We start from the raw sequence: 25,692 nt of genomic DNA, 5'->3' as shown, positions 1-25,692 counted from the left end.
AGGGACATGTCTACGCCGGGCGTGCGGCCCCGGTTGCGCGGCCGGGCCGTGCGGCGATCAGTTGGTCTCCAGGTCGCGGCGGCGGAAGCCGAACGCGCCCGCCGCGCAGAGCAGCAGGGCCACCGCCAGGGTGATCAGAACCGGGGCGAGGTCGAACGATTGGGCCGGTACCAGCGGGATATTGTCGAACGGCGACAGGCTCATCAGCCAGCCGGGGAACTTCAGGGTCGCGCCGAACATCAGCACGACCACGCAGAACGCCATCGCCAGCCACGCCCAGGCCGTGGCCTGCGGTGCGAACCCGAACAGGAACAGGGTGATCCCGCCCAGCACCCACACTGCCGGGAGGTAGGTCAGCGCGGCACCCGTCAGCGTGATCACCTGCGATAGATCGCCGGCCAGAATGCCGTAGGTGAGGCCCATCCCGAACCCGCTGAGCGCGATCACGACCGCCGAACCGGCCAGCATGATCACGGCATGCCCGGCCAGCCACCGCAAACGGGAGAGTTGGGTGGAGAGCAGGGGCTCGGCCTGCCCGGCCGCCTCTTCACCACGCGGGCGCAATCCGGCGGAGATCGTGTACGCAGAACTGATGATGGCTAGTATCGCTACGGCCATCGCATAGAAGGCGTCGACCATACTGCCCATGTTCTGGCCCAGCACCTGATTCAGGTCGATTTCCCCCAGCAGATCCTCGACATCGTCGCCGATCGTGCCGAAGGCCAGGCCGCCGAAGAACATACCCAGCGCCCAGCCGACCAGACTGCCGCGCTGGAGCCGCCAGGCCAGGCCGAACGTGCCGTGCAGGGTTTCCGGCGCCCGCGCCGGCCCGGGCCGGGGCGGTAGCATTCCGGCGCCGAAATCCCGCCGGTCCAGCACCCGTGCCGCCGCCACCCCGATGCCGATCGCGACCACCATCGACAGCAGCGCCGGCCACCAGATCTCGTTGTCGTAGGGCCGCATCGCCTGACCCCAGCCCAGCGGCGAGAACCAGGACAGGACGCCGTTGCCGACATCGCCCACCGCGCGCAGCAGATAGGAGATGCCCAGCACCGCGCCGGTGATCGCATAGGCGGTGCGGGTACTCGCGCTGAGCTGGGCCGCCAGCAGGGCGACCGCACCGAACACCAGTCCGGCGCAGGTGGCGCCGACCCCCAGCGCGATCGAGCCCGCGGCCGGGAGTCCGTAGCCGATCAGGCTGAGCGCGATCGCCGCGCCCAGCACGATATTCGCGGCCACCGTCACCAGCGCCGCCGCGCAGGAAGGGGCGTAGCGGCCCACCACACCCGACCGGATGAGTTCGTCGCGGCCGGATTCCTCGTTGGACCGGGTGTGCCGGCCGATGAGGAACATACTCATCAGCCCGGCCACCAGCATGCCGAATGCAGCGGACTGGAAGGCGACCTGGCCTTCGACCGTGTTCAGCACCCGCGGTGGTCCCGCCATCGCGATCATCGCGGCATTACTGCCCAAACTCTCGGCGAGCGCATCCAGTTCGGCCTGCTCCGGGTAGGCGGCGTCCAACGCGACCGCCTGCGACCAGTAGATCAGGGTGCCGCCCACGATCCAGGCCACCAGTGGCAGGCGTTCCCGGCGCAGCGCGAACCGGGTGAGGACACCGGTACCGGTGAATGTGCCCGCATATCGGGCCGGATTCCGCACGGTCACGATTCCGGCACCCCCGCCGCCGCCAGTTCGTCGCCGTAGTGGCGGAGGAACAGTTCCTCGAGAGTCGGAGGTTGACTGGTCAGTGTGCGGATCCCGAAGGGCGTCAGATGTTCCATCACCGCACCCAGGTCGACGGTGTCCACCTGGAAGCGGACGCGGGTGCCGTCGGCGATCAGATCGTGGACACCGGGTAGTTCGTCCAGGCCGGTGATCGGGCGCTGGGTTTCGGCGTCGATGGAGGTCCGGGTGAGGTGGCGTAGCTGGGTCAGCGTCCCGGATTCCACCGCCCGGCCGTGCCGGATGATGGTCACCCGGTCGCACAGCGCCTCGACCTGGGCCAGGATATGGCTGGACAGCAGCACGGTCCGGCCCGCCCGGCGCACCTCCTCCACGCACTCCTGGAATACCGCCTCCATCAGAGGGTCCAGGCCTGCGGTGGGCTCGTCGAGCAGCAGTAGTTCCACATCGGAGGCGAGCGCCGCGACCAGGGCGACCTTCTGCCGGTTGCCCTTGGAATAGGTGCGGCCTTTCTTCGTCGGGTCCAGGTCGAATCGTTCCAGCAGATCCTTGCGTCGGCTCTCGTCCAGGCCGCCGCGCAGCCGCCCGAGCAGATCGATCACCTCGCCGCCGGTGAGGCCGGGCCACAGGTTCACATCACCCGGAACATAGGCGAGCCGGCGATGCAGTTCGGCAGCCTGCGCCCACGGGTCACCGCCGAGTAACCGCGCCGATCCGCCGTCGCTCCGCAGCAGACCGAGGAGCACGCGGATGGTGGTGGATTTACCGGCCCCGTTGGGGCCGAGGAAACCGTGTACCTCGCCGGCGGAGACCTGCAGGTCGAGACCGTCCAGGGCACGAGTGCGGCCGAATTTCTTCACCAGACCGGAGATATCGATCGCGGCTGTCATGAATGCACCCTATTCCGGTGCCGCCGGGATTCGCGGGTTTTCCGCGCCGGGACATCGGGGCGCCCACAGGTGTGCGGTGCTCAGTTCACCGGGGTACCAGTTCCGGTCGCGGAGCGAGCTCGCCGGTGGAACTCCTGGCCCGCAGTGCTTCGTCGATGCATTCCGCTCGCCACTGCCGCAGCAGTTCGTGGAAAGCATAGGCGCCGTGCGGATACGCGCCCGCTCCGCTGGTACGCCCACGCCCCTCCCGGTTGTAGTAGCCGGGGGTGCATTCGGCGTGGAACCACTCGTGGTCCGGCGCGTCCTGCGAAAGGGTTTCGAGCCAGGCGTCCTCGGCGGCGCGGGACGGTTCCACGAGGGCATCCGCGGCCTCGGCGGCCGCGATGAGGGCGGCGGCGTGGCAGGCCTGTTCGTCCAGGATATGGGTGAAATTGACGCTACTGGCGTTCTGCTGGGGGCCCATATGGATCAGGTTGGGGAACCCGTTTCCAGTGAATCCGTGCAGGGTCCGGGTGCCGTGCCGGTCCCACGCGTCGAGCAGCAGAGTGCCGCCCCGGCCCCGGACCGGGAGTTTGCCGGAGCGGATACCGGAGATACCGACGGAGAATCCGGTGGCGAAGACCAGACAGTCGAGTTCGTACTCGATACCGTCGACGACCACGCCGTTTTCGGTGACCCGCTCGATCCCGTGCGAATCCGCCGTATCGACCAGGGTGACGTTGCTGCGGTTGAATGCCGGATAGTAGTTGTCGGAGAACGTGGGTCGCTTACAGGCGTACCGATACCAGGGCGCGAGTTTTTCCGCCGTCTCCGTATCCGTGACCGTCTGCCGGACGCGGTCGCGGATATCGTTCATCTTGACGGCGTCGGCCACTTCGTAGGCGGCTTCGAAGGTTTCGCGGTCGCCGCGCCGCCGGAAGCTGGGCAACAGCTTTTCGAGCAGGCCGGCCGATGCCGTCCACCCGTCGGCCACGAGATCCTCCTCGGTCGTTTCGCCGGAGACGATGCGCAGGAAGTTGTCCCGGCGTTCCCGGGCCCATCCCGCGCGGTCCGCGCCGACGTCTGTGGCCGTCGTCCGGCGGTTGGCCCGGACGCCGACAGTGGAGGGGGTGCGCTGAAACACATAGAGGTGTGCGGTATCCGCGGCCAGCATGGGAACGACCTGGACCCCGGTCGCGCCGGTGCCCACGACGCCCACCCGTTTGTCGCGGAGCCCGGTCATCCCGCCGTCCGGGGTGCCGCCGGTATAGCTGTAATCCCAGCGGGAGGTGTGGAACGTGTGGCCCCGGAAGTCCTGGATGCCGGGGATCCCCGGCAGTTTCGGCTCGGTCAGGGTGCCGGTGGCGGTGATGACGTATCGCGCGGAGAAGTAGTCCCCGCGGTCCGTTGTCACGAGCCAGTACTCGGTGGTGTCGTCCCAGGTCAGGTCGGTGACAGTGGTGGAGAACAGGGCGTCCGGGTAGAGGTCGTATTCTTCCGCGATCCGGATTGCGTGGCGCCGTATCTCCTCGCCGGGTGAGTACTTCCATTCCGGCACGTATCCGGTCTCGTCGAGCAGAGGCAAGTAGACATGCGATTCGATATCGCAGTGGATGCCCGGGTAGCGGTTCCAGTACCAGGTGCCGCCGAAATCGCCCGCTGTATCGATGATCCGGACCCGTTCCACGCCCTGATCGCGTAGGTGTGCTCCGGCCAGTATTCCGCCGAATCCGCCGCCGACGACGGCGACGTCCACGGTGTCGTTGCGCGGCGCGCGCTCGGCCACCTCGCCCACGTAGGGGTCGGCGGCGTAGTAGCCGAATTCGGCATCGGTGGCGAGGTATTGGCCGGTGCCGTCGGGCCGTACCCGTCGCTCGCGCTCATGGTGATAGCGGCGCCGCAGTGTGGCGAGATCTTCGGGGGTCGGTGCTGGCGCGGACGGTGTCATGGGTGGGGGCCTCGATTCTCTCGGCTGTCGGGGGACCGGCCGGATCTCCGGCTACTGGCGAACTGCTCTCGGCGGGAGCGTCCTTCACCTACGGTAACAAGTACCGGACAACAGTGTCCGGTTAGGGTTGTCGTCACGACAGCCCCAGGAAGAAAGAGCGAAACCTCCATGCGACAACCTCGGATCCGATTCCTGACGGCATCGGCCACGCTTGCAGCGCTGGTCCTGACCGGGTGCGGTACCGGCGACAGCGCCGGCGAAACAGCACACAACGGCGCGGGACCGACCATCGCCGCCGAGGAATTCATGCGCCTGAAAACGACACCGGAAAAGAACGGAATGACCCTGCTGGAAGGGCCGACGTTCGACGAGAACGGTGATTTGATCGTCGTCGACGTCCCCGCACCCGCCGGCGAGCCGAAAGTGATGCGGGTCGATATCGAACAGAAGACCTCGCGCTCGCTGTTCACCGACGACCGGGGCGCCTATACATCGGCCCAGTTCAGCCCGCACGACGGCCGGCCCTACCTGACCGACTTCGCGCACGGCGAGATCGTCTCGCTGGCTCCCGGCGGCACCGATCGGCGGACCTTCTTCACCGGCCCCGTCGGCGGTGCCCGGATGCAGCCCGACGATATCGCCTTCGACCAGGAGGGCAACCTCTACATCAGCGATTCCCGGGGTCTCTCCGACGGCGCTGCGATCGGACGGGTGGTGCGGATCGACCGGACCGGCAAGCAGGCCACCGTCCTGGCCGACGACCTGGCGGCGCCGAACGGGATCTCGTTCGACCCCGGCTATCGCGGGCTGTGGGTCAGCGAGCTGATCGAGAACCGGATCTCCTACCTGCACCTCGGTGCCAAGGGCGGAACCGGCCCCCGGCACACCGCCATCCGGGTCGACGGCGGTATCGCCCAGACCGACTCGATCGCCGTGGACGCGGCCGGGAATCTCTACCAGGCCCTGCACGGCCGGGCCGCGATGGCCGTGTACAGCCCGAACGGGCAGCGGCTCGCGACAGTGGAGTTACCGGATGGCACCGAAGGCCTGGAATCGGCGACCAATGTGGCGATCACACCGGGTGCGACCACGGCGTACATGACCGTCAGCGGCCCCGCCGGTGGCTATCTGTACACATTCGAGGCGCTCGCGGAAGGTATCCGCCAGTCGAACGGCGGGTGACACCGGACGCCTCACTCGTCCTCGAACGGGCGCACCGGTCCCACCGTGATGCCGAGCAGGCGCCAGGCCGCCACCGCGCGGCGCTCACGTTCCTGCGGAGTGGGACCGGTGGCGGCGCCGGAGACCATGGCAATGGCCAGCATGAGATCGTCCGCGCCCAGCCGATGGTCGGCCGGTAGGCAGTGGCGCAGGGCGTTCTCGACCCGTTCGGACAGGCTCCGGGACCACGCCCGGCTACCGGCGGGGTGGTTCATCCCGTCGGCGTGCAACAGGCCGATGAACGCGGCCGACTGCGTCTGATGCCAGGTCACCACCCCGAGCACCGCGGCGAGCGTGGCGCCGTCGGCCGCGGCCGCCCCCTCGATCTCCCGGACATTCTTCTCCAGGACCGCGGCCGCAATGGCCTCCCGATCGGGAAAATGCCGATACAGCACGCCCTGCCCGACCCCGGCCCGGCGGGCGATCGCCGAGAGCGGTGCGGCCAAGCCCTGTACCGCGAAGATCTCCCGGGCCGCGGTGATCAGGGCCGCCCGGTTGTGGGCGGCAGCCTTCGGTCCGCGATTCGCGGGCCGCCGCTCCTCCGGACCGGGCTGCTGGGTCGTCATCACGACAGAGTAACGGGTGGCCGGGCGGGACAACCGGGCATTCTGCCCGATGCTCCCCGCGCCGTGAACCGCATCAGCCCAACCGGTGCAGCTCCAGGAAATCACCCACCGGGCGGCGTGGTGTCGGCGGTTGCGCGGCAGTGGTGGGCGCCGTACCGACCCGGACAACCACCTGCGGTTCCACTCGTCCGGGCACCAGGTTCGCGATGGCGCGGCGGCTCGTCGGCACCTCGGTGATATGGGTCAGCGGGCAGGTGGCCAGCCCCGCGGCCGTACATTCGAGCAGCACCGCGGACAGGGCCTCGCCGGCCCGCAACCATTGGACGGGCGTATCCGCGGCCGAGCCGAGCACCAGCAGTTGCGACGCATCGGTGAGTTCGCCGCGCCGTAGCGAGGGCGGCGCGGCCGGGAAGGCCCGGCCCACCCCCACCTGGGCGAGTTCCGCGGCCGACACCAGGGCCGAGAGCGGGACACCGTCGGCGGGGGCGTCGTTACCGGCCCACCAGTGCAGTTCGTTCAGGTACTGCGGATCGTAGGCCCGCAACGCCGCCGACTGCGCGGATGCGGCGGCCAGCCGGAGCCGGGCCGAGGACGCGAGCACGGTCACGGTGACCTCGCAGTCCGCCGCCACGGCCCGAAGTACGGGCTCCACCCGCTCCCAATCGCGCGGCGGCAGCATCGGCAACCGGTCGGTATAGCGGCGATCGATGGCCGCCGCGCGCGCCCGGACGGTATCGGAGACATCCCGTGCGGGTTCGAACTCGATCTCGGCGAAATGGTCCGCGGCGGTATCGGGCAACCGGGTCACCCGGGTGGACCAGCCCGCCGCCGCGAACGCGGTGCGAATATGGTCCAGCAGGGCGCCGCAGCTGATGATCAGCTGCCGGCCCTGCGGATCCGCCGAGGACAATCGCCGGTAGGTATCGCCGTACAACTGCAGCCGATGGCCGTCGAAGACCAGCCGCCAGGGTTGGGTGTTGTGGACCGAAGGGGCGCGGCGAGCGAGGGAGAGAGCGGCCTGCACCGTCGGATGGTCGGGAACCCGAGCCGTACCGATAGCGTCCATCTTCCGAGTCTGCCCGGCTACCGGGCCCCCGACCACCACCTGCGGGGATCCGCACCGAATCGTGGCAGTCAGGGCATGGGGCCGATACCGGTGATCAGGGTTCGGTCACCGATTCGCATCGTCGTCACCAGTTGCGGGTTGTATCCCAGTGGCGCGGATCCGGGCCGGTGTTCGGTGACGACCACGGTGTACTGGCCGACGAATGCCCCCGGTGTGATCTGGAGGCAGTGCGTCGTACCCGCGGGAATCGTGTCGATACCGTGCTGGATATCGGCGGCGGGCGGGACCGCGGCATCCGGAGCGACCACGGTCCGTGCCTGTTCACCGGATCGGGTCACGTAGTAGGCGTGCTGGAAACCGAAGATGGCATCGGTTCCGGAAGCGGTGCCGCCGGGACCGTTCCCCTGCACCGTGTTCCCGAGGCGCTCGGCCGGGCAGTTCGGGTCCGCTGCCGGCGGGATGTCCTGTGCCCGGGACGCGGGTGGATTCGCCGCCGCGGGCGCCGGGTCGGGTTCGCCGGCTCCCACCACCGCGAATTGCACATAGGCGGCGGCCCCGAGCGCCGCGACCCCCGCCACGCCCAGTAGTACCGGGAGGAGCCGGTTTCGCCCCGGAGTGCCGGGGGTGCGGGTGGATGCCGGTGTCGGTGCGGGCACCTCGCGGGGTGTCAGACGGGCCCGGAGCCGGTCACGCGCGGTGGCCGGCACGGTGCCGGCATCCGGATCCGGTGCGCCCGCCACGGACCCGTCCGGACTATCCGCCGGAATGTCATCGACCGGTGGTCCGTCGCCCCACGAAGCCGATCCGGTGCCGGTGCCGTCCGGTTGTGCGGACTCGCCGCCGGGTCGCGGTGGATAGCCGTCCGAAGACGTCATCCAGTCCGACCAACTGCCCTCGTATCCGGCGTACGCGGGCTGCTCGGCGGCGCGCGACGAGAAATGACCGGGTGCGGAACCCGGCGGTGGCGTCGAGTAACCGGCCGGGGCCGGTGGCAGATACTGCGGTTCGGTCACGGCCGGTGGCAGGAGTTCCGGGTCTGCCACGCCCCCAGGGGGCTCGACGGGAGATCCCGGGTGGCCACTGCCCGCGTCCGGTAGCCGCGGGATGGGCACTGTGGGCATGGGGTCGGCTCGGTCGATGGGCGTGTCCCCGGGGGCGGGGCCTGGAGAGGCCGGGGGTACGGGGCCGAATGCGGCGTGGGGGTCGGGCGGTTGTTCGCCGTAGTCCGGGAACGTGTGTTCCGGGGGTCGCGTCCGGCCCGGGTCGCCGGCATAGGGGCCCGGCCGGGTGGGCGGGTTCTCCCCACCGGCCCCGGGTGTGCCGGGTCCCGGCGGTGGTCGGTCCATCACGCGGGCCCCCTTCATCGATTCACTGCGCGCGCTCGCTGTCCATTGTTCTAGTGGATCCGCGGGCGCGGCGCAGCGCAGGGGCCGTGGCGGCTCACCAGTGGATGTTCACCGGATCACCGATACCGACGTTCTCGTAGTACCAGGACGCGTCACCGGGTGCCAGGTTGATACACCCGTGGCTGACATTGGAATTCCCCTGTTGACCCACCGACCACGGTGCGGAGTGGACGAACACACCGCCCCAGGTGAGACGTACCGCCCATTCGCCGTCGATCAGGTACCCCTCCGGCGAATCCAGCGGAATCCCGATGGTGCGGGAATCGAAGATGAGGTTGCGGAACTTCTCCAGGACCGGGTAAGTGCCGGTCGGGGTTTCGTAACCGGGCTTACCCATGGACGCCGGCATGGTCCGCACCACGTGACCGCCGATGGAGACGGTGAAGGTGTGGGTGGACATGTTCGCGTCGGCGACCACTCCGCCGTTGGTCTGGAACTGGGTGCGCTGATCACCGAAATTCACCGTGAATGTGGTGTTCGCCGGGAGGAACCCGCTGGGTGTCCAGGTCAGTTCCCGGTCACCGTGCCAGGAATAGGTTCCGGGCAGTGGCCGGTCGGCGGTGACCGACAGCGTTTTCTCCGCGCGGGCCCGGTCGGTGACCGGATCGGAAAACCGGACGGTAACCGGATGGGCGATTCCGACGACTGCGCCGTCGGCCGGTGCGACCGAGGTGACCGCGGCGGAGCCGGTTTCACCGGCGGTCGCGGCGTGTGCCCCCGCCGGGACGACGATCATCGACAGTGCGATCGCGAGAGCCAGAAACAGGTGCCGGGCAACAATATTCATGGTTCCACCCCTTAAGGAGGACTGGTGGACAGAAGTCCATCCTAAGGGGGCATGATCAACTAAACCAGCCAGGATATCGTCCCGGCACCCGTTTGCGATGTAGACACACCGGGCGATTGCTATTCGGTGACAAGTTTCCAGTCATCGGGTAGCCCGTGGACATGCATGGTCGAGCCTTCGGCGTGAATGCTCACCGTGGCCGGACCCAATCGCAGATCGGTCAGCCCGACCTTGCCCCATTCCCGCGGAAGCTGCGGGGTCACCCGCAGGGTGCGCGTCGGCGCACACGGGGACAGGCCGAGGAAAGAGCGCACCAGCAGCAGCGGGGCGGCGCTCGCCCAGGCCTGGGGGGAACAGGAGGTGGGGTAGGGGACCGGTGATCGGAAATCGGTGCGGGCGAAACCGCAGAACAATTCGGGTAGCCGCCCGCCGAACTCGCCGGCGGCGTCGAGCAGGCCGGTGGTGAGCCGTTCGGCCAGTTCGCTCGCACCCGGGATATGCCGATACCGCAACAGTCCGGCCACGGCGATGGCGGTGTCGTGCGGCCATACCGAGCCGTTGTGATAGCTCATCGGGTTGAAGGCGCCCATCGTGGCGGCCAGGGTGCGCAGCCCGAAACCGCTGTCCATGGCCACATCGGCGAGCCGTTCGATCAGTTCGGCGGCGCGTTCGTCGGAAACGATTCCCGTCCACAGGCATTGCGCGGCGTTACTGGTCAGGGCGTCGACCTGGTTCTTCTGGCCGTCCAGAGCCACCGCGTACCAGCCGTTCTTGGCGACCCAGAAGGCCTCGTCGAACTGCGCCTTGAGCGTTTCGGCCTGTTCGCGCAGGCGTTCGGCGGTGCCCGTATCGCCGAAGTATTCGGCGAGCTGGGCGCGGGCCCGCCGCGCCGCGTACACGTACCCCTGGACCTCGCACAGCGCGATGGACGGTTCGGCCAGATGCCCGGTCGCGTCGTTGATCGCGTCGAAGCTGTCCTTCCAGCCCTGATTGCTCAGCCCGCGATCGGTTTTGCGTCGGTATTCGACGAACCCGTCGCCGTCGGAGTCACCGTATTCGTCGATCCAGGCCAGCGCCGCGTCCGCCGCCGGGAGCAGTTCCCGGACCACCGCGTCCCCGGCGCCCCAGCGCCAGCATTCGGCCAGCAGCATCACGAACAGCGGCGTGGCGTCGACCGACCCGTAGTACACGGTGCCGCCGAGTACCTGGCCGCTGGCCGGGCCGTGCCGCATCTCGTGCATGATGCGCCCCGGCTCTTCCTCGGTGATCGGATTGACTTTCGTGCCCTGTAGATCGGCCAGGCGTCGCAGGGTGCCGACCGCCAGCGCCGAATCCAGTGGCAGCGCCATCCAGGAGGTGAGCAGACTGTCCCGGCCGAACAGCGCCATGAACCAGGGCGCGCCCGCGGCCACATAGGCCGGGGCGCCGTCGGTACTGCCGTCGATACGCAGGGCGCCCAGATCGCTCTCGGTGCGCTGCAGGACATCGGACAAGGCCGGATCGGTGGCGGTCAGATCGGTGGCGGTGGCCCGCCACGCCTTGAGCCGGCTGATCGGGCTGTCCTCGTCGTCACCGAAAGCCATCTGCACCCTGCGGTGCGAGACCACGGGCTGAGCCAGGATCTCGGTATCCCAGCGGCCCCGCGCCGGCACCACCACCTGCCAGGTGATGGTGCCGGGCAGCATGACCGCCCCGCCGGTGGCGGTGATGGTCAGGCCACGACCGGGTTCGTTGTGGTCGGTCAGATGCAGATCGCCGTCGACGGCGTTGTGTTCGGCGCCGCCGCCGTGGTTGCGGCCCTCTTTCACCGCGAACAGATCCGCGAAATCGGAGTCGACGAACAACGTGATGGTCATCGCCGTGTCCTCGTGACCGAGATTGTGCACGGAGATGGCCTCTTTGAGCCCGTTGCCGATGAGCCGGCGGCGGACCACCAGCACAGTGCTGTCGGCGACCCCGGCCCGCGGGGGCTTACGCAGGATGAACCTGCCTTTGAACGCCTCGGGCGTGAGCACCGTGAGATGTTCGGCGGGCTGGCCGTCCAGGCGCAGTTCCCAGCGCGAGATCACCCGCGCATCGCGATAGAACAGTCCTTGCGAAGTGCCGGAATGGATATCGCCGAGTGGGTCGGAAAGGCAGAACGTGCTTGCCTCGACCAGGGTGACCGTCCCCCCGCCGCCATTGATGGCGGCGGGCTGGCCGGAGTTGAGAATACTCGGCGTTGCATTCATGCCCTACTCCATACCGGTGTCGTGCCGGCGTCGGCGCGGATCGCGGGTACCGCGGTGCGGCGCATACCGACGGCGGACAGTGCCTGGCCCCTGCTGTGGGCCTCGTCCCATGCATCGAGTATGCGGTAATAGGCGGCCTCGTAGCCCGCACCGAGCTGATCCACGCCGAAATAGTCTTCGACGCGGCGGCGGCAGGCATGCGGGTCGAGTTCGCTCGCTTTCGCGATGGCGGCGGGCAATTCGTCCGGATGATCGCAGATGATGCCGGTGACACCGTCTTCGATCACTTCCTCCACCGCGCCGCCACGCAGCGCCACCACCGGCGTACCGCAGGCCATCGCCTCGATCATCACGATGCCGAAGGGCTCTTCCCAGCGGATCGGGAACAGCAGGCAGCGCGCACCGGCCAGGAGTTCGCGTTTGGCGACCGCATCCGCTTCCCCGAAGATGTGGTCGGTATCGGTGAGCAGCGGTTCGATCTCCTTGGCGAAGAACGCCTTCTCCGGCGGCTCGTTGCACTTACCGGCCAGAACGAGTTTGATCCCGGCTTCGTGTGCGGCCCGCAGGGCCAGATGCGGCCCCTTGTAGGGGGCGTAGCGGCCGAGGAACAGCGCGTAGTCCTGCTTCTCGGTGCGGAACGGCCATTCGCTCGGGCGCAAGGCGTTGTGCACCCGGCCGATCCAGTTGAAACTCGGCGCGAGCTCCCGCTGCCGGTCACTGATCGCCACCAGGCGGGTGTGCTCGTCGAGAGCGCCGTAGTACTCCCACATATCGTTGTCGACCGGCCCGTGCACAGTGACGGCGGTCGGGATGCCCAGGTTCTCGTAGGCAGGGGCGTTCAGGGGACCGGCGAACGTGTGGTCGTGAATGATGTCGATATGCCGCGAGCGGGCCAGTTTCTCCACCATGCGCCGCACCTTCAGCGCGTTCACGACCTCGGGGAACGGGTCGCCGAGCCGTTCGGCCTGAGTGGTCTCCCAGACCGGCACGAATTCCGCTTCCGTACCGGGCTTTCCGGCGCCCAGTAGCGTCACCCGGTGCCCGCGCGCGACCAGGGTGTCGGCGAGTTCGGCCACCACGGCCTCGACGCCGCCGTAACCGGCCGGGGGCACATCGAAATACGGCGGCGCGACCAGCACGATGTTCAACGGGTGGTTACGCCCGGCCCCGCCGAAGCGGGCGCGCCGGGGTTTTCGCGCCGGAGTATCCGATTCGGATTCCGCATTCGTGAATATGGTGCTCAACTTTCCTCCTCGTTTAGTGGCCGCACGACAGTTGTCGAGCGCCGCCCGGCCAATGGGTGGAGCTGATCAAGAACCATTCGTTGGGAGCGCGTGGAGCTATTGAAAGCACGCCGGAATATCCCGGCGGGCAGAATGAAGCGCGGCATGCGGGGCTGTTCGCCTCCGCCGCGCGGGAATATCAATCGCCGTAACAGGCCGAGCGGCCGGGCGAAATACCGAAAGCGGGCCGGTCCGGCGGTGCGGCGATGGCCAGGGTCAGGCCGGCGCGTCTGCGGACCAGACATTCGGGAGAACAGAGTCTGTGGATATCGTGGGCGCGCCGGGCCTGGCCCGGTGTCAAAGTGCCCGGATCCGCCGAGCAGTCGGCGATATTGGAGACGACTCCGTGTTCGGTGATGACATCGATTCCCGGCTCAGAGACTTCCGCCGCTACCGGCGTCGATGTGTACCCGATCCTCACCGTTACCTCCTGCACTCGTCGAGCTGGAGCAAACAGTTCCCGGCCACCGGAACTCCGCCGGCCGGTCTAGCCGATGGTGCCTGGGTCGAGCGGTGGAGCGCTGTGAATATCTCCGAACGCCGCCCATTCTACGCGTGCCGTGATGTTCCTAATATCTCGAATAATCCCAGTTCGGCATATACCTGGTTAATTCGCGCGTGCAGATATGTGCACGCGTTTCAGGTACGGACCGCATGGAGCACTTCCTGGTGTAGCGAATCCGCGCGTGCGGCGATTTCCGAAATCCGGCCCAGGACCTCGGTGAATGCCGAGGCGCGTGCGGCCGGAAGTGACCCCAGATTGATCTCGATATTCAGTTGTGAGGTCACCGCGGCGGCCCGTGCGGCCGCACCGGCAGCGCCGATATCGGTGACTACATTCGGGTTTCCGATCGGCAGCAATTCGGCTGCGAGGGCCAGTACACCGTCGGCCGCGTCGACCACGGCCGCGGGAACCCGGGCGGCCTCGAGCAGTGCCGCCTCGATCGCGGTGCCGCGCTCGGTCTTCTCGGCCTCGGATTCCTTGGGCAGCTTGTACGCCGCCCCCACCGCGGTGAAGGCCGCGGCATCGGCGTCGGCGAGGGCGAGCGCGCGCTCGCGGGCCGCGTCGGCCGCCTCGATGATCCGGTCGACGACCGGCCGGTGCTCGACGTCCTTGGCCCGGGTGGTGTACCGCGCGACCATGGCGACCAGTGCCGCACCCTGGGCCGCATGTAGTGCGGCGACGGCGCCGCCGCCCGGCGCCGGCACCTTCGCCGCGAGTTCGCCCAGGTAGTCGCCGATCGGCGATCCGCCGAAACCGGATTCGGTGGGTGGGGGCGATTGGGTGGGCTGCGACACGATCAGGCCTTTCTCGACACGGTAGCTCGAAGTTAGCTGCACTGCGCACGGGGTTACTGCCCTCAACCTACCGCGTCCATCGGCGTGGCCGGTGCCGGGCCACCCCGTAGCCGGGTTTATGTTGAGGGCATGCGGATCGGATTGAGCATCAATTATTCGGGCGGCTTCACGGAAGCCGCGGCCGAAGTGGCCGATTTGGAACGGGCCGGCCTGGATATCGTGTTCGTCCCAGAGGCGTACTCGTTCGACGCGGTGAGTGCTCTGGGCTACTTGGCGGCCAAAACCTCCCGGCTGCAACTGGCCTCGGGAATCATGCAGCTCTACACCCGCACACCCACGCTGACCGCGATGACCGCGGCCGGGCTCGATTACGTCTCCGACGGCCGCTTCGTGCTGGGCCTGGGCGCCTCCGGGCCGCAGGTCATCGAGGGCTTCCACGGCGTCCCCTACGATGCGCCGATCGGGCGTACCCGCGAACTCATCGAGATCTGTCGCAAGGTATGGCGCCGGGAACGGCTCACCTACCAGGGCAAGTACTATCAGATCCCGCTTCCCGAAGGCGCCGGTACCGGTCTCGGCAAGCCGTTGAAGCTGATCAACCATCCTGTCCGCGAACGTATCCCGGTGCTGCTGGCCGCACTCGGCCCGAAAAATGTCGCTCTGGCCGCGGAAGTCGCCGAAGGCTGGCAACCGATCTTCTTCCTGCCCGAACGCGCCGACGCCGTCTTCGGTGACGCCCTGCGGGCGGGCACCCAGAAGCGTGACCCGGATCTCGGCCCGCTCGACGTCTACGCCGGCCCGGCCCTGGCGATCGGTGAGAACGTCGAGCCGCTCCTGGAATTCGTCAAACCCATGCTCGCGCTCTATATCGGCGGTATGGGCGCCAAGGGCAAGAACTTCTACCACACCCTCGCCACCAAGTACGGCTACGGCGCCGAGGCCGACCGCATCCAGGAGTTGTACCTCGCGGGGAAGAAGGACGAGGCGACCCAGGTCGTTCCCGACCAGCTGGTCCGGGATGTTTCACTGATCGGCCCCGCCGGATACGTCAAGGAACGTATCGCCGCCTTCGCCGAAGCCGGCGTCACCGTCCTCAATGTCGCACCCCTGGCGGCCACCCCGGCCGACCGGGTTGCGCTGATCGAACAACTCCGCACCCTCTGCGACTGACCTGAGCGCCGGCCGGGTGCGCGAGGCAGATGACGGCCTCGCGCACCCGGCTGGAATGCCCGGCCTCGAACTCCGGGAGTGCTGCCGTATCGCCGGTTGAGGCGACGATGAACCGCATCGGCCGCAGATCGTGTGCGGCCGCAGTTCGTACGGCCGATCGGCATCGTGGTCGGGGTCCATTCGACATCGCCGGGCCGGTCCGAGGCGTCATGCCCGCTACCGGCCGACCCGGTCCGATTGCCGGCGAGCAGGGCGGTCCGGCGTGCCTGGAAAGCTCCGGCGTATCGCCGATTCGGCACCCGTGGATTCTCGCTCGGTTTGTCTCGGGTCGTGGCCGCGAAACCGTGGGCAGAAAATGGCCACGTTCGGGGACTGTTCGCGAGCAGGGGCTCCGTAGCCGTGGCCGTGGAAGTTTCGCCCGAATTCGGAGTGCTGTGGTCCGCGTATCCCGGGATGCGCGGACCCTGTCCTCTTGCGGGCGGTATGTGAAACCGGAGCAGATCCGAATCGCCGGTTACGGGAATCGTGCGGTGCCGCAGGTCCCGGCGACCGCCGGTCGAGCCGGGCGGATCGCCGGGGCGGCGGTGAGGTCAGGCGCCCCGGGCGCTCGCCAAGGCGTCGTCGAGGGTGGAATGCAGATCGAAGACCTGGTCCAGCGCCGTCATCTTCAACTGACGGCTGGTAGCCGGCCCCTCGGCGACCAGGGCGATGGTGGTTTTGTCCCCGGCGCGCTGATGTGCGGCGACCAGTGCGGCCATCCCGGCCGAGGCCAGGAAGCTCACGGCCGCGAGGTCGATGACCAGATTGTCCGTGCCGGCGTCGAGTGCCGTGTCGATCGCGGTCTCCAGGGCGGGTGCCGTGGCGAGATCGACCTCGCCGGTCACCGTGAGCACGGTGACGCCGTCGTGGTCGGCGACCGAAGTCGTCATCGTATCCGTCAGTGGGTTCGCGTCCGGGGAAGAGTTCGTCACATCATCACAATCTGCCATGGGCCTCTCGATCTCGCTGCATCGTACCCCCGCGGGAGCGGTTGTTCGTTCCGCGCAGGGCGCTGGCCACCGGGAACGTGATCGCCGGCAGGGTCACCGACATCCGCACCCGGGTGCCGGGACCCGGATGGTCGATCTCGAGTTCCTCGGTGAGTGCCCGCATCATATCGATTCCCCGGCCCCGCGGGCCCGGATCTGCGGGGCGGGGCCGCCAGGTGCCGGTATCGGTGGTTTCGATGACCACCCGGTCGCCGTCGCATTCGGCGCTGATCATCACCCGTTCGGTATCCGCGGCGCCTTCCTGATAGGCGTGTTCGATGCTGTTGCTGCACGCCTCGTTGGTCGCGGCGACCAGATCGGCGGTCAGGTTGTGCGGGACCGCCGCCGCGCACAGCCAGGCCGTGAGGCTGCGTCGCAGCATGGTCAGCCGGTCGGGCCGGGCGGGTAGGTCCAGTTTCAGCGGTTCCGGGGGCTGGCGGTAGACCACCATGGCGATATCGTCGTCGTATCCGCCGTCCGGCCGCAGGGCCGAAAGTACCGAATCGGCCACCTCGCGCGGTAGTTTCTCGGCCGCATCGGCCAGAGTTTCGGCGATCTTCGTGAAACCCTCGTCGATATCCTCGCCGCGGCGTTCCACCAGCCCGTCGGTGAACAACACCAGCGTCGATCCCGGCGGCAGGGGAGTGGTGGCCTCGGGGCGGCGCAGCGTTTCGAAGGTCGCCAGCGGGACGGACCGGCCGCCCTCGAGCAGCCGGCCGGTTTTGTCCACATCGGCCAGGATGGGCGGCATATGCCCGGCATTGCTGTAGCGGACCAGCCCGCGTACCGGGTCGAGGACCGCCGCGCAGACGGTGGTGCACAGGGCCCCGGGGATACGCGCGGCCACCGGGTCCAGCTCGGTGAGCAGCTGCGCCGGTCCGGCACCGCGTAGCAGCAGCGCGCGGGCGGCTGTGCGTAGCTGACCCATCACCACGGCCGCGGACAATCCGCGCCCCACACAGTCACCGACCACGACCCCGATGGTCCCGTCCGGTAGCGGCACCACGTCGTACCAGTCGCCGCCGATCTCGAGCGGCGGCAGCGCGGGCTCGTAATGCACCGAGAAGCGGGGTGGGAGTTCGATCGGGCCGAGCATGGCCCGCTGCAGGGTGAGCGAGGTCGAACGGGCCTGGTCGAAGTTGCGTGCCCGCTGTACGGCGAGACTGAGATGCCCGATGAGCAGCGAGAACAGTGTCCAATCGGCGGCGTCGACCACCCGCGGTACGGCGAACCGCAACCAGAGGGCGGCGTCCCCTGTTTCCCCCAGCGGTGCCACGATCCCCTCCGCGCTGCCCGCGCCCTCGGGGACGGCGATGAGGGTGCGTCCCGGGCGCAGTCGCGCGCGTTTGAGAATGGCCTCGGTGGCGGGTTCGAGACCGGTGGCGGTCGCCTCCGTGGACCCGGTGGGCGGTGTTCCGGAGGCATGCACCTCCGGCGCCTGATGCGCGGCCCAGACGGCCACCACCGCGGTTTCCGCGCCGACCGTACGCCGCAGTTCGTCGAGCCCCACCTCGAGCACCTCGGCCACCGTGGTCGCCGCGGCCAGGGCGGTGGCGAGGCGGTTGGCGGCCTGATCGCGGGCCTGGGCGTCGTGTTCGGCGGTGACATCGCGGACGGTGCCGACGAAGATATGTTCCTCGCCGTCCGGTTGCACCAGTGCGCTGGTGCTCACCCCGATCCAGCGGCGGCGGCCGTCCTTGTGCTGGATCGGCACCACGAACCGCGACGCCTCGGTCCCCAGATCGGGGTAGCGCGGTCCCTCCGGTATCGACCACGGATGCGGTATCGGATAGGGCACGCCCGAGGCGCCGTATCCGGTGAGCTCACCGAAAGCCTTGTTCACCTCGATGATCGAGCCGCGGGCGTCGGCGACGAAGAAGCCGTCCTGCAGCGATTCCACCAGCGCCGTACGGAATTCGTCGCGTCCGGCGAGATCGTCGGCGCGGGAACGCTGCTGTTCGTAGCGGCGGGTGCCGTCGAGGTAGCCGCGGGTGGCCACATCGAGGGTGATCAAGGTCTGCAACAGGAATTCGAGCGCGTTCTCGGCCAGCGGGCTGTCGGCGCGGGCGGCCCCGGTGGCAGCAGTTTCCTGCTCATCCGCTTCGAGCTGTACCTGTTTCGCCACCCGGAAGTGGTGCTCGGTGAGGTCGAGGAGGCTGATCCCCTCCACGAGCGCGCGGCGGCCGAGTTCGTGCGCTTCGGCCAGCCCGTCGCGTTCGGGCGCGGCGAGATGACGGCGCAAGGCATCGGCATAGGTGTCGAGGAACGCCGTCAGGATCTCGCTCATATCCTGCCCCGGCGGGTCATGACGCTTCGTGTCCGGGCGCGGCGTCGTGGGCGACACCGCGGGCCCGGGCGGCGAGCACCAGTGCGTCATCGGTGTCCTTGGCATGCCGGTCCACGAGTTCGCGGGCGATATCCGCCGTCGACGCGGCCAGGTCGATACCCGCGTCCGGTTCGACCACCACCCCGTCGGTGGACATGAGCAGCAGATCGCCCGGGCGCACCGGCACGGTCTGCGGCTGCAGGTTCGGTGGCAGCCGGTAGCCGACGATCCCGCCGCTCTGCAATACGGTGGCGCTGACCTGCGGCCCGGTGGGTCCCGCGGTTACCACCTGGGAATCCACATTCCCGACGCCGAGCCACTGTGCTTCCTGCGCGCCGAACAGCGCCAGCGTCACCGCGGCGCCGCGGGTGTCCGACATCGCCCGATGGCACAGCACCATCAGCACATCCAACGGTTCGGCACAGTTCTCGCCGAGGATCCGGGTTGCGCGATCCACCGCTGCCGCCGCGGCGCTGCCGTGGCCGAGACCGTCGAGTACCGCGAAAAGTACGGAGCCGGTACCGGTGTCCAGGACCACGCAGCGATCCCCGGAAACATCTTGTCCGGGAAGAGCGCGGCCGGCCACGGCCCATTCGATCCGGCCGATGAAGCCGTCCTCATGCACCCTGGGGTACCCACTTCCACATCTCCACCAACGTGCCCTGATTGGGTGCGGATTCGATGGACATCCCGTCCATCAGCCGTTCGGCGCCCGGCAGGCCCAAACCGAGGCCCCGGCCCGTGGAGTACCCGTCTTCCATGGCGCGCGGGATATCGATGATGCCCGGCCCCTGGTCCTTGGCCTGGACCACGAGAGCGCGACGTCCGTCGCGCTCGGCCACCTGCAGGCGGATCTCGCCGCTGCCGGCGTAACTGGTGATATTCCGGGCGACCTCGGAGATCGCCGTGGAGATCATGGTCCGGTCGGTGAGCGTGAAGCCGAGTTCCTCGGCCAGCTCACGCCCGGCCTGACGTGCGGTCACGATGTCGTTCGACATCTTCACCGCGATTACCACCCGATCAGCGGCCACTGTCACGACCATCTCGGAGCTGGTGATGGTGCTGGTGCCGGTGCTTGGCCGAAGCCTTCCGGTTCAGCCAAGCCAGGCCCTCCTCGAGGTCAAGTGCGGTGTGCATATCCTCGAAGGTGAGGCCGAGTTGCACCATAGCGAAGGCGACCTCGGGCTGCAGGCCGACGATGACGGTCTCAGCACCACGCAGCTGCGTCATATGCGCGATAGTGCGCAAAGATCTGGCGGCGAAGGAATCCATCACATCGATGGCTGTCACGTCGACGATGATGCCCTGGGCACGATACTTGCTTACCTGGCTCATCAGGTCGGACTGTAGGCGCTCGGTGTCGGCGTCAGTGAGTGCGGATTGTACTGACGCGATCAGATATGTGCCCTGTTTGAGGATCGGTACCGGCATATCGATTCCGTCAGCGCGAATCGCGGTCGCTGCGTTCGGTTGCAGTTGCACGGGATACTTCGTAGCCCAGCAACCTCTCCGCTTCCTCGATGCCGCCCTGCAGATCGCCGACCGCGTTCACCTTCGACAGATCCAAGCCAATGGTCACGAGGGTCAACGCAATCTCCGAAGACAAGCCGGTCATGATCACGCTCGCGCCCATCAAACCGGAGGCATCCACAGTCTGTACCAGGTGGTTGGCCACCGTGGAGTCGATATCGGGCACGCCGGTGATATCAATGACCACAACCTTCGCGCGGTTGTCTCGTATCGCCCTCAGCAGCTGTTCGGTGAGCTGCCGGGCCCGCTGACTGTCGAGAACGCCGATTATCGGCAAGATCAGCAACTGTTCGCGTACCTGGAGCACTGGGGTGGACAGCTCACGGATCGCTTCCTGCTGCTGTCGTATTACGCGCTCACGTTCTTGTACGAAGGAGATGGCCACCGTGTTGGCGATCCGATTCGCGGCCGGCTCGTAGGCGTCGAGGACAGCATTGAGGAGGTCGAAGTTGGATTGGTACTTCTCGAACAACGAGCGGGCCAAAACGTCTCGCAGCAGCAACACCATGCCGAGGATCTCGTCGGTTTCCACCCCTCTCGGGATGATGCGCTCGGACAGGTCACGGGCGTAGCCCTGTAGTGCTTCGACACTTCCGGTCTCTAGCACCTCGACGTAATAGTCATACGTCGAGGTCGCCTCGGAGAAAACCTCCTCGGGCGTCATCGCTGTGAGCAGCCGTGCTTCACTGATGCGCCGTGCCCACTCCTCCCGCAGTGCGGTGCGGTTCTGGCGCAGATGTTCGACGAGCTGGGGGAGCAGTTTGTCGACGGGAACTTCGGCCAATGAGTCCGCCGAAAGGTCCATGGACACCTCGGACATGTAACTTGTGCCCCTTTCGACGGCGGTCCGGTACATGGTAGTGACTTCGGCGGTCGTGCCGATACCGAGCCTAGTCATACCCTCGTTCCCATGCTGGTCAAACCTGTGAGTCCGGTTACTCATAAGTTGTGATCTGAGGTGCGTACTATACGACGAAACCTCCTTCCAATGCCGCGAGCGCATGGTCGAGGTAAGCGGTCAGATCGGAATCGGCGCGGGCTAGCCACGCGTCGAAGGCTGCACGAGCGGCAGCCAGGGTGGTCCGGCCCACCGCCATCGGGATCAACGAATCCGCCGGTTCGCCCAGCCGGGAGGCCGCGAACTCGCTCACCGTGCGTTCCCATGCGTCGTAATGGGCACCAGCGGTGGCGGACAGTGCTGGGACCTCGGCCACCAACTTCATCCGGGTTCGCAGTTCCGCGACATCCTCGGCTCGATAGTGGTTGGCGTTCACCACCACCCGCCGGACAGCCGCCATCATTGGTTCGTCCGGTCCTACGGCGGCGAAGGCGGCACGCAACCCGGCGACCTCGTCGTCGAATGAGAACCAGAGGACTTCGGCCTTACCAGGGAAGTAACGGAAGAAGGTACGTCCGCTGATTCCTGCCGCCGCTGCGATCTGCTCGACCGTGGTCTCGTCGAACCCCTGTTCATCGAACATCTGCATGGCGATCAGTTCGAGTTCGCGCTTGGTGGTGCCTCGGGGGCGTCCTCGCGAATGCTGTGCCGTCACGATGCGATTTTGCCGCTGACTTCGTCGGTGCGATATACCGGGGCCTGTTCTTCCTACAGATGTGGTCCGGGGACCATTGCCGTCACTCCGCGCCGGTGGCTCCTCGTCAGGCCTCGTTCGACCACTCCGGCGCTCAATTGTCGAGCTGGGCCGGGAGGGTAGGGCCAGGCGCTGCGCCAAGTCCATGAGGTGAACTCACTGGTCTGCCGGGGGTTTGATGGCTACATGATGCCAGTAACTCTCGATCGGGAAGGGGAGGTGCGATAGTACACGCAGTGCTTTGAGGGCGCGGATGAAACGGTCGTTCTCGACACCGGCGAACTCTGCGCCATAGCCGTTCATCTGGAAATACTCTCCGATGCGGCGCGGGAGGAACCACGTGCCGGACACCTCCATTTTTCGCTGGAACGACGTACGAAACAGGCTGCCGGGCGCCATGCGACGGACCACCGATGACCGGACCTCGGGTGAAATGTCCCGGCTGTGAATCCAAGTGAGGCCGGTGTTCTCGCGCTTCAGGCGTTCCATTCGTTCATATCGCGCCCGGGTGTACAGATCGACATGCGATAGCACGCCACCTGGACGTAGGACCCGTTCGACTTCGCTGAAGAATCGGCTCAGATTCGGGTAGTTGTGCGAACTCTCGATGTTGAGGACACAATCGATCTCATTGTCTCCGAAAGGTAACTGTTCGGCATCACCCTGGACGAACCGGAGAGAGTCGCCACGGGACAGCAGCGCGTTGGCGCGCGCCACAGCGCTCGGTGCGAGGTCGAGCCCGATCATGCTCTTCGCGTCCAGAAACCGGGACAAGAGGTTCAGTCCCTCTCCCAAACCGCATCCTACTTCCAGAACCGTCAGTCCGTCGTAGGCGTCAAGGGGTATCGGACAATCGCGTACCGCGAGGAGATAGAGTTGTTCGGAGAAACCGTCGGTGCCGAATTCTGTAAGATCCGGGGCGAGCCGGTTCAACTCTTCGGCAAGCGTCTCGTCGTGAACCCCCCAATTCCATATCTCGCCTTTAGAAGACTCCGCCGCGGTCGCCTCGTAAATCGACGAAATCGCCCGTCTCATCCGACGGCTGCGGGGATCGCTGGGTGCGATATCGGAATCGGAGGTATTCATTTCCAAAAGGCATTTGAAATCCTCCAGAATTTCGGTGGCGTTGTTCACTGTCTTTCTCCTGGTCTCTCGGTGCAGTCGTGGAATCCCGGGAAGTCGAAGGTCTTTGAGCAGTCCGGAGGCCGTGCCGGGCGGTCGGGTTCGGTGTGTCACCGGCCGATAGGCTCGGGAGTCGGAGTTGATGCTGCGGTGCAACTCCTTGTGTAGTGCAATGGAACATGTTTGGCACTAGGCCGTGTTTCATAAGCCGTGGCCGGATAACCACAGGTTGATCGCGGCGACCCGGACGGTAGCCAGGTATCGGACAGCGAGTTTGATGCCCCTATGGATGTCAAGCGGCTGTGGCGAGCGGAGTGGCGGTCTGGCTGCTGGATGTGGTGATGATCTGATAGATCTCTCGCGCGACGTAACGTTTGAGGCATCGGATGGCCTCGCGGCGGGTCTTACCTTCGGATTGTCGGCGGGCGACGTAGTCGCGGGTGCGGCATTCCAGCGCAGACGTGCGATGACGATGGTGTAGAGGGCGGAGTTGGCGCGGCGGTCGCCGCCGCGGTTGAGTCTGCGGCGTCTGGCTTTTCCCGATGATGCCTCGATGGGGCTGACGCCGCACAGGGCAGCGAAGGATGCCTCGTTGTGGAGGCGTTCGGGGTTGTCGCCAGCGGTGACGAGCAAGGCTGCGGCGGTGTCTGGGCCGACGCCGTAGCAGTCCAGCAGCGCGGGGCAGGAGGCGGCGATGGTGGCGGTGATCTGGGCGGTGAGGTCGTCGATCTCTTCGGTCAGAACCAGGATGCGCCGTGCCAGAGACCGCAGCGTGTAGACCGCGGCCGCTTCCGCGGTCGTCGGGGCCGGGCGTTCGAGGTCGGCGCAGCGCTGGATCAGTCGGGGATTGGTCAGCCCGGTCAGCGATTCACGCAATGCCGGATCGGCGCGGACCACGACGGCTTTGAGCTGGTTGATGGCTTGTGATCGGGACTTGGTCGCCGATTCCTTGGTCATCTTGAGCATGCGCACTATCTCCACGGGTCCGTCGCTGGTCTTGGCAACGGCTTTCGCGCGGCCCGACAGCACGGCCCTGGCGGCGGCCTCGGCATCGATGACGTCGGTCTTGCCGCGGCGGCGTCGATTCCCTTTGTCGGGCTGATTGACCTCCAAGACACGCACGCCGGCTTCCTGCAGGTAGCGAGTCAGCGCGGTGCCGTAGGAGCTGGTGCCCTCCATTCCGGCGCGCTGCAGGTTGCCGAAACCCTTCGCCCAGCTCAATAGCTGCCGATATCCGGCTGTCGTTGTGGGGAACGCGCAGTGCCCCAGTGCATTTTCCTGAGCTCCGATAACGAAGGCGACGTGGGTGTCTTTGTGGGTATCGACTCCCAGGATCACGGTTTCGTCGCTGGTGTCGGTCTGACCAGAGTGGTCGGCTTGCGGCATGCTGGGCACGAGTCGGCTGTCTCCTGACGGATTCGGGACTGAGCTGGCCGACGCCGGGCCGGGCGTGGATGGTCAGGACTGTGATGGTGCCTTGTTCGCGGCAAGGCCCCTATCGGGACACATCCGGCCTGGTCCGGCGGCAGCAAGCACCACCCCCGACAGTGGTCGACAGATCAAACTCAAGGCCCGATGGCCAGTCATAGCGCGGGTCAGACCACCGCCGGGGGCGGCACCCATTCATCCTCACAGTCGTAGCGAGTGGCCACTGCCCGGTGCTGTTTGAGGCGACTGATCGCGCATTCCACCGCATGCCGCAACACGTTGAGGCTCGGCTCGAACGCCGGCGGCCGGCCGCCGGCATGGCCTCTCGCCGCGCGATGCGCGGCTTGGTCGGCCTTGGTCGGGATCGTGGCCTTGATCCCGCGTCGCCGCAGGTAAGCACGGTTGGCCGCTGACGAATACGCCTTATCGGCCAGCACCCGATCCGGGCGAGACCGGGTGCCACCGACCCCGAGTCGCGGGACCCGGATCTCGCCGAGCACCGTCGCGAACTGCGGACAGTCCGCCCACTGACCGGGCGTAACCACGAGCGCCAGCGGGCGCTGGCACTGATCAGCGGCCAGATGCAGTTTCGTGGTGAACCCACCACGCGAGCGCCCGAGCCCGTGATCAGCGGGTTCGGCGTCGAAACCACCCGCCGGTTCGACCTGCCGGTCCGAGTCACGGCGGGCCCCGGCTGCATGTTGATGGGCTCGGGCGATCGTGGAATCCACACTCACTGTCCACTCGATACCGCCGACCGCGTCGGCGTGGGCTTGCAGCGCGGTCAGCAGTGATTCCCATGTTCCGTCGCGCTGCCAGCGGCGGAACAACCCGTAGACGGTTTGCCACGGCCCATATGCTGGCGGGATGTCACGCCACGGGCTGCCGGTGCGGATCCGCCACCGGATCCCGTCGATCAAGCGTCGTTTCGACCACCGCGGCGGCCGGCCGGCTTTCATACCGGCAGGTAGCAGTGGTTCCAGCATCGCCCATTGGGCATCAGTCAAATCCGCACGGCACGACGCCGTTACGCTGTTCACGAGGTCCTACCTTTTTCCCGGGTCGTGCAGGCCAGTCGTAAGGTCTGAAGGCCCTGGGGAACCGGGTGTGGCTTTCACGAGGTCGCCGTTTTAT

Annotated in this window: 23 protein-coding genes; 2 read left to right on the top strand and 21 right to left on the bottom strand. The window is 67.2% G+C overall.

Annotated features, from left to right (window positions below):
- Window positions 1-57: 57 nt before the first annotated feature.
- From ACFWPH_RS02310 to ACFWPH_RS02300, 3 genes are all read right to left on the bottom strand, one after another.
- Window positions 58-1,668 (bottom strand): ABC transporter permease, encoded by a 1,611-nt coding sequence (locus ACFWPH_RS02310; RefSeq protein WP_378747643.1) that lies wholly within the window; start codon window positions 1,666-1,668, stop codon window positions 58-60.
- Entirely contained in the window at window positions 1,665-2,576 is a 912-nt protein-coding gene (locus ACFWPH_RS02305; protein WP_378747642.1) for an ATP-binding cassette domain-containing protein, read from the bottom strand. The genes ACFWPH_RS02310 and ACFWPH_RS02305 overlap by 4 nt, the downstream gene beginning before the upstream one ends.
- An 85-nt stretch (window positions 2,577-2,661) precedes the next feature.
- Window positions 2,662-4,503, bottom strand: a complete 1,842-nt coding sequence (locus ACFWPH_RS02300) for a flavin-containing monooxygenase (RefSeq protein ID WP_378747641.1) — start codon at window positions 4,501-4,503, stop codon at window positions 2,662-2,664.
- A gap of 168 nt (window positions 4,504-4,671) precedes the next feature.
- On the opposite strand from ACFWPH_RS02300, the gene ACFWPH_RS02295 reads away from it, so the two are divergent.
- A complete protein-coding gene (locus ACFWPH_RS02295) occupies window positions 4,672-5,685 on the top strand; it encodes an SMP-30/gluconolactonase/LRE family protein (RefSeq protein ID WP_378747640.1) in 1,014 nt (337 codons plus the stop codon).
- An 11-nt stretch (window positions 5,686-5,696) separates the two neighbouring features.
- Here the strand turns inward: ACFWPH_RS02295 and ACFWPH_RS02290 are convergent, their stop codons facing one another.
- The 8 genes from ACFWPH_RS02290 to ACFWPH_RS02255 form a co-directional block, all read right to left on the bottom strand.
- Window positions 5,697-6,290 carry a TetR/AcrR family transcriptional regulator gene (locus tag ACFWPH_RS02290; protein ID WP_378747638.1) on the bottom strand — a complete coding sequence of 198 codons (594 nt, stop codon included), beginning with the start codon at window positions 6,288-6,290 and terminating at the stop codon, window positions 5,697-5,699.
- Between the two features lie 73 nt (window positions 6,291-6,363).
- Entirely contained in the window at window positions 6,364-7,356 is a 993-nt protein-coding gene (locus ACFWPH_RS02285) for an Acg family FMN-binding oxidoreductase (RefSeq protein WP_378747637.1), read from the bottom strand.
- A gap of 68 nt (window positions 7,357-7,424) precedes the next feature.
- Window positions 7,425-8,399: a hypothetical protein gene (locus tag ACFWPH_RS02280; RefSeq protein WP_378747636.1), complete on the bottom strand. Its 975-nt coding sequence runs from the start codon at window positions 8,397-8,399 to the stop codon at window positions 7,425-7,427.
- A 397-nt stretch (window positions 8,400-8,796) separates the two neighbouring features.
- The gene (locus ACFWPH_RS02275; protein ID WP_378747635.1) at window positions 8,797-9,549 is read right to left on the bottom strand and encodes a L,D-transpeptidase family protein; all 753 of its coding nucleotides are present in this window, start codon (window positions 9,547-9,549) and stop codon (window positions 8,797-8,799) included.
- 119 nt (window positions 9,550-9,668) lie between these two features.
- Entirely contained in the window at window positions 9,669-11,780 is a 2,112-nt protein-coding gene (locus tag ACFWPH_RS02270) for a glycogen debranching N-terminal domain-containing protein (protein ID WP_378747634.1), read from the bottom strand.
- Window positions 11,777-12,928 carry a glycosyltransferase family 4 protein gene (locus ACFWPH_RS02265; protein ID WP_378748213.1) on the bottom strand — a complete coding sequence of 384 codons (1,152 nt, stop codon included), beginning with the start codon at window positions 12,926-12,928 and terminating at the stop codon, window positions 11,777-11,779. Before ACFWPH_RS02265 ends, ACFWPH_RS02270 begins: the two co-directional genes overlap by 4 nt.
- Before the next feature lie 274 nt (window positions 12,929-13,202).
- Entirely contained in the window at window positions 13,203-13,484 is a 282-nt protein-coding gene (locus ACFWPH_RS02260; protein WP_378747633.1) for a hypothetical protein, read from the bottom strand.
- A gap of 218 nt (window positions 13,485-13,702) precedes the next feature.
- Window positions 13,703-14,362 carry a cyclodeaminase/cyclohydrolase family protein gene (locus ACFWPH_RS02255; RefSeq protein WP_378747631.1) on the bottom strand — a complete coding sequence of 220 codons (660 nt, stop codon included), beginning with the start codon at window positions 14,360-14,362 and terminating at the stop codon, window positions 13,703-13,705.
- A 129-nt stretch (window positions 14,363-14,491) separates the two neighbouring features.
- On the opposite strand from ACFWPH_RS02255, the gene ACFWPH_RS02250 reads away from it, so the two are divergent.
- Complete coding sequence (locus tag ACFWPH_RS02250; RefSeq protein ID WP_378747630.1) at window positions 14,492-15,532, top strand: LLM class F420-dependent oxidoreductase; 1,041 nt, start codon at window positions 14,492-14,494, stop codon at window positions 15,530-15,532.
- A 590-nt stretch (window positions 15,533-16,122) separates the two neighbouring features.
- Here the strand turns inward: ACFWPH_RS02250 and ACFWPH_RS02245 are convergent.
- The 10 genes from ACFWPH_RS02245 to ACFWPH_RS02200 all read right to left on the bottom strand — a co-directional run bounded on the left by ACFWPH_RS02245 (window position 16,123) and on the right by ACFWPH_RS02200 (window position 25,565).
- Entirely contained in the window at window positions 16,123-16,461 is a 339-nt protein-coding gene (locus tag ACFWPH_RS02245) for an STAS domain-containing protein (RefSeq protein ID WP_378748211.1), read from the bottom strand.
- A 46-nt stretch (window positions 16,462-16,507) separates the two neighbouring features.
- Entirely contained in the window at window positions 16,508-18,847 is a 2,340-nt protein-coding gene (locus ACFWPH_RS02240; RefSeq protein WP_378747629.1) for a SpoIIE family protein phosphatase, read from the bottom strand.
- 16 nt (window positions 18,848-18,863) lie between these two features.
- Entirely contained in the window at window positions 18,864-19,511 is a 648-nt protein-coding gene (locus ACFWPH_RS02235) for a SpoIIE family protein phosphatase (protein WP_378747627.1), read from the bottom strand.
- The gene (locus ACFWPH_RS02230; protein ID WP_378747626.1) at window positions 19,504-19,917 is read right to left on the bottom strand and encodes an anti-sigma regulatory factor; all 414 of its coding nucleotides are present in this window, start codon (window positions 19,915-19,917) and stop codon (window positions 19,504-19,506) included. Before ACFWPH_RS02230 ends, ACFWPH_RS02235 begins: the two co-directional genes overlap by 8 nt.
- The gene (locus tag ACFWPH_RS02225) at window positions 19,907-20,317 is read right to left on the bottom strand and encodes an STAS domain-containing protein (protein ID WP_378747625.1); all 411 of its coding nucleotides are present in this window, start codon (window positions 20,315-20,317) and stop codon (window positions 19,907-19,909) included. Before ACFWPH_RS02225 ends, ACFWPH_RS02230 begins: the two co-directional genes overlap by 11 nt.
- 10 nt (window positions 20,318-20,327) lie before the next feature.
- Window positions 20,328-21,236 (bottom strand): STAS domain-containing protein, encoded by a 909-nt coding sequence (locus tag ACFWPH_RS02220; protein ID WP_378747624.1) that lies wholly within the window; start codon window positions 21,234-21,236, stop codon window positions 20,328-20,330.
- A 145-nt stretch (window positions 21,237-21,381) separates the two neighbouring features.
- On the bottom strand, window positions 21,382-21,969 hold the full coding sequence (gene mftR, locus ACFWPH_RS02215; RefSeq protein WP_378747623.1) for a mycofactocin system transcriptional regulator: 588 nt from the start codon (window positions 21,967-21,969) through the stop codon (window positions 21,382-21,384).
- 195 nt (window positions 21,970-22,164) lie between these two features.
- Window positions 22,165-23,142: a class I SAM-dependent methyltransferase gene (locus ACFWPH_RS02210; RefSeq protein WP_378747622.1), complete on the bottom strand. Its 978-nt coding sequence runs from the start codon at window positions 23,140-23,142 to the stop codon at window positions 22,165-22,167.
- Between the two features lie 189 nt (window positions 23,143-23,331).
- Window positions 23,332-24,516: an IS110 family transposase gene (locus tag ACFWPH_RS02205; protein WP_378748210.1), complete on the bottom strand. Its 1,185-nt coding sequence runs from the start codon at window positions 24,514-24,516 to the stop codon at window positions 23,332-23,334.
- Between the two features lie 209 nt (window positions 24,517-24,725).
- A complete protein-coding gene (locus tag ACFWPH_RS02200) occupies window positions 24,726-25,565 on the bottom strand; it encodes an IS5 family transposase (RefSeq protein ID WP_378747621.1) in 840 nt (279 codons plus the stop codon).
- Window positions 25,566-25,692 lie beyond the last annotated feature (127 nt).

This window comes from Nocardia sp. NPDC058499, from assembly GCF_042719915.1.
In the GTDB taxonomy this organism is placed as follows: Bacteria; Actinomycetota; Actinomycetes; order Mycobacteriales; family Mycobacteriaceae; genus Nocardia.
Note: the sequence above shows the minus strand (reverse complement) of the source record. Positions and strands in the feature narration are given on the sequence as shown.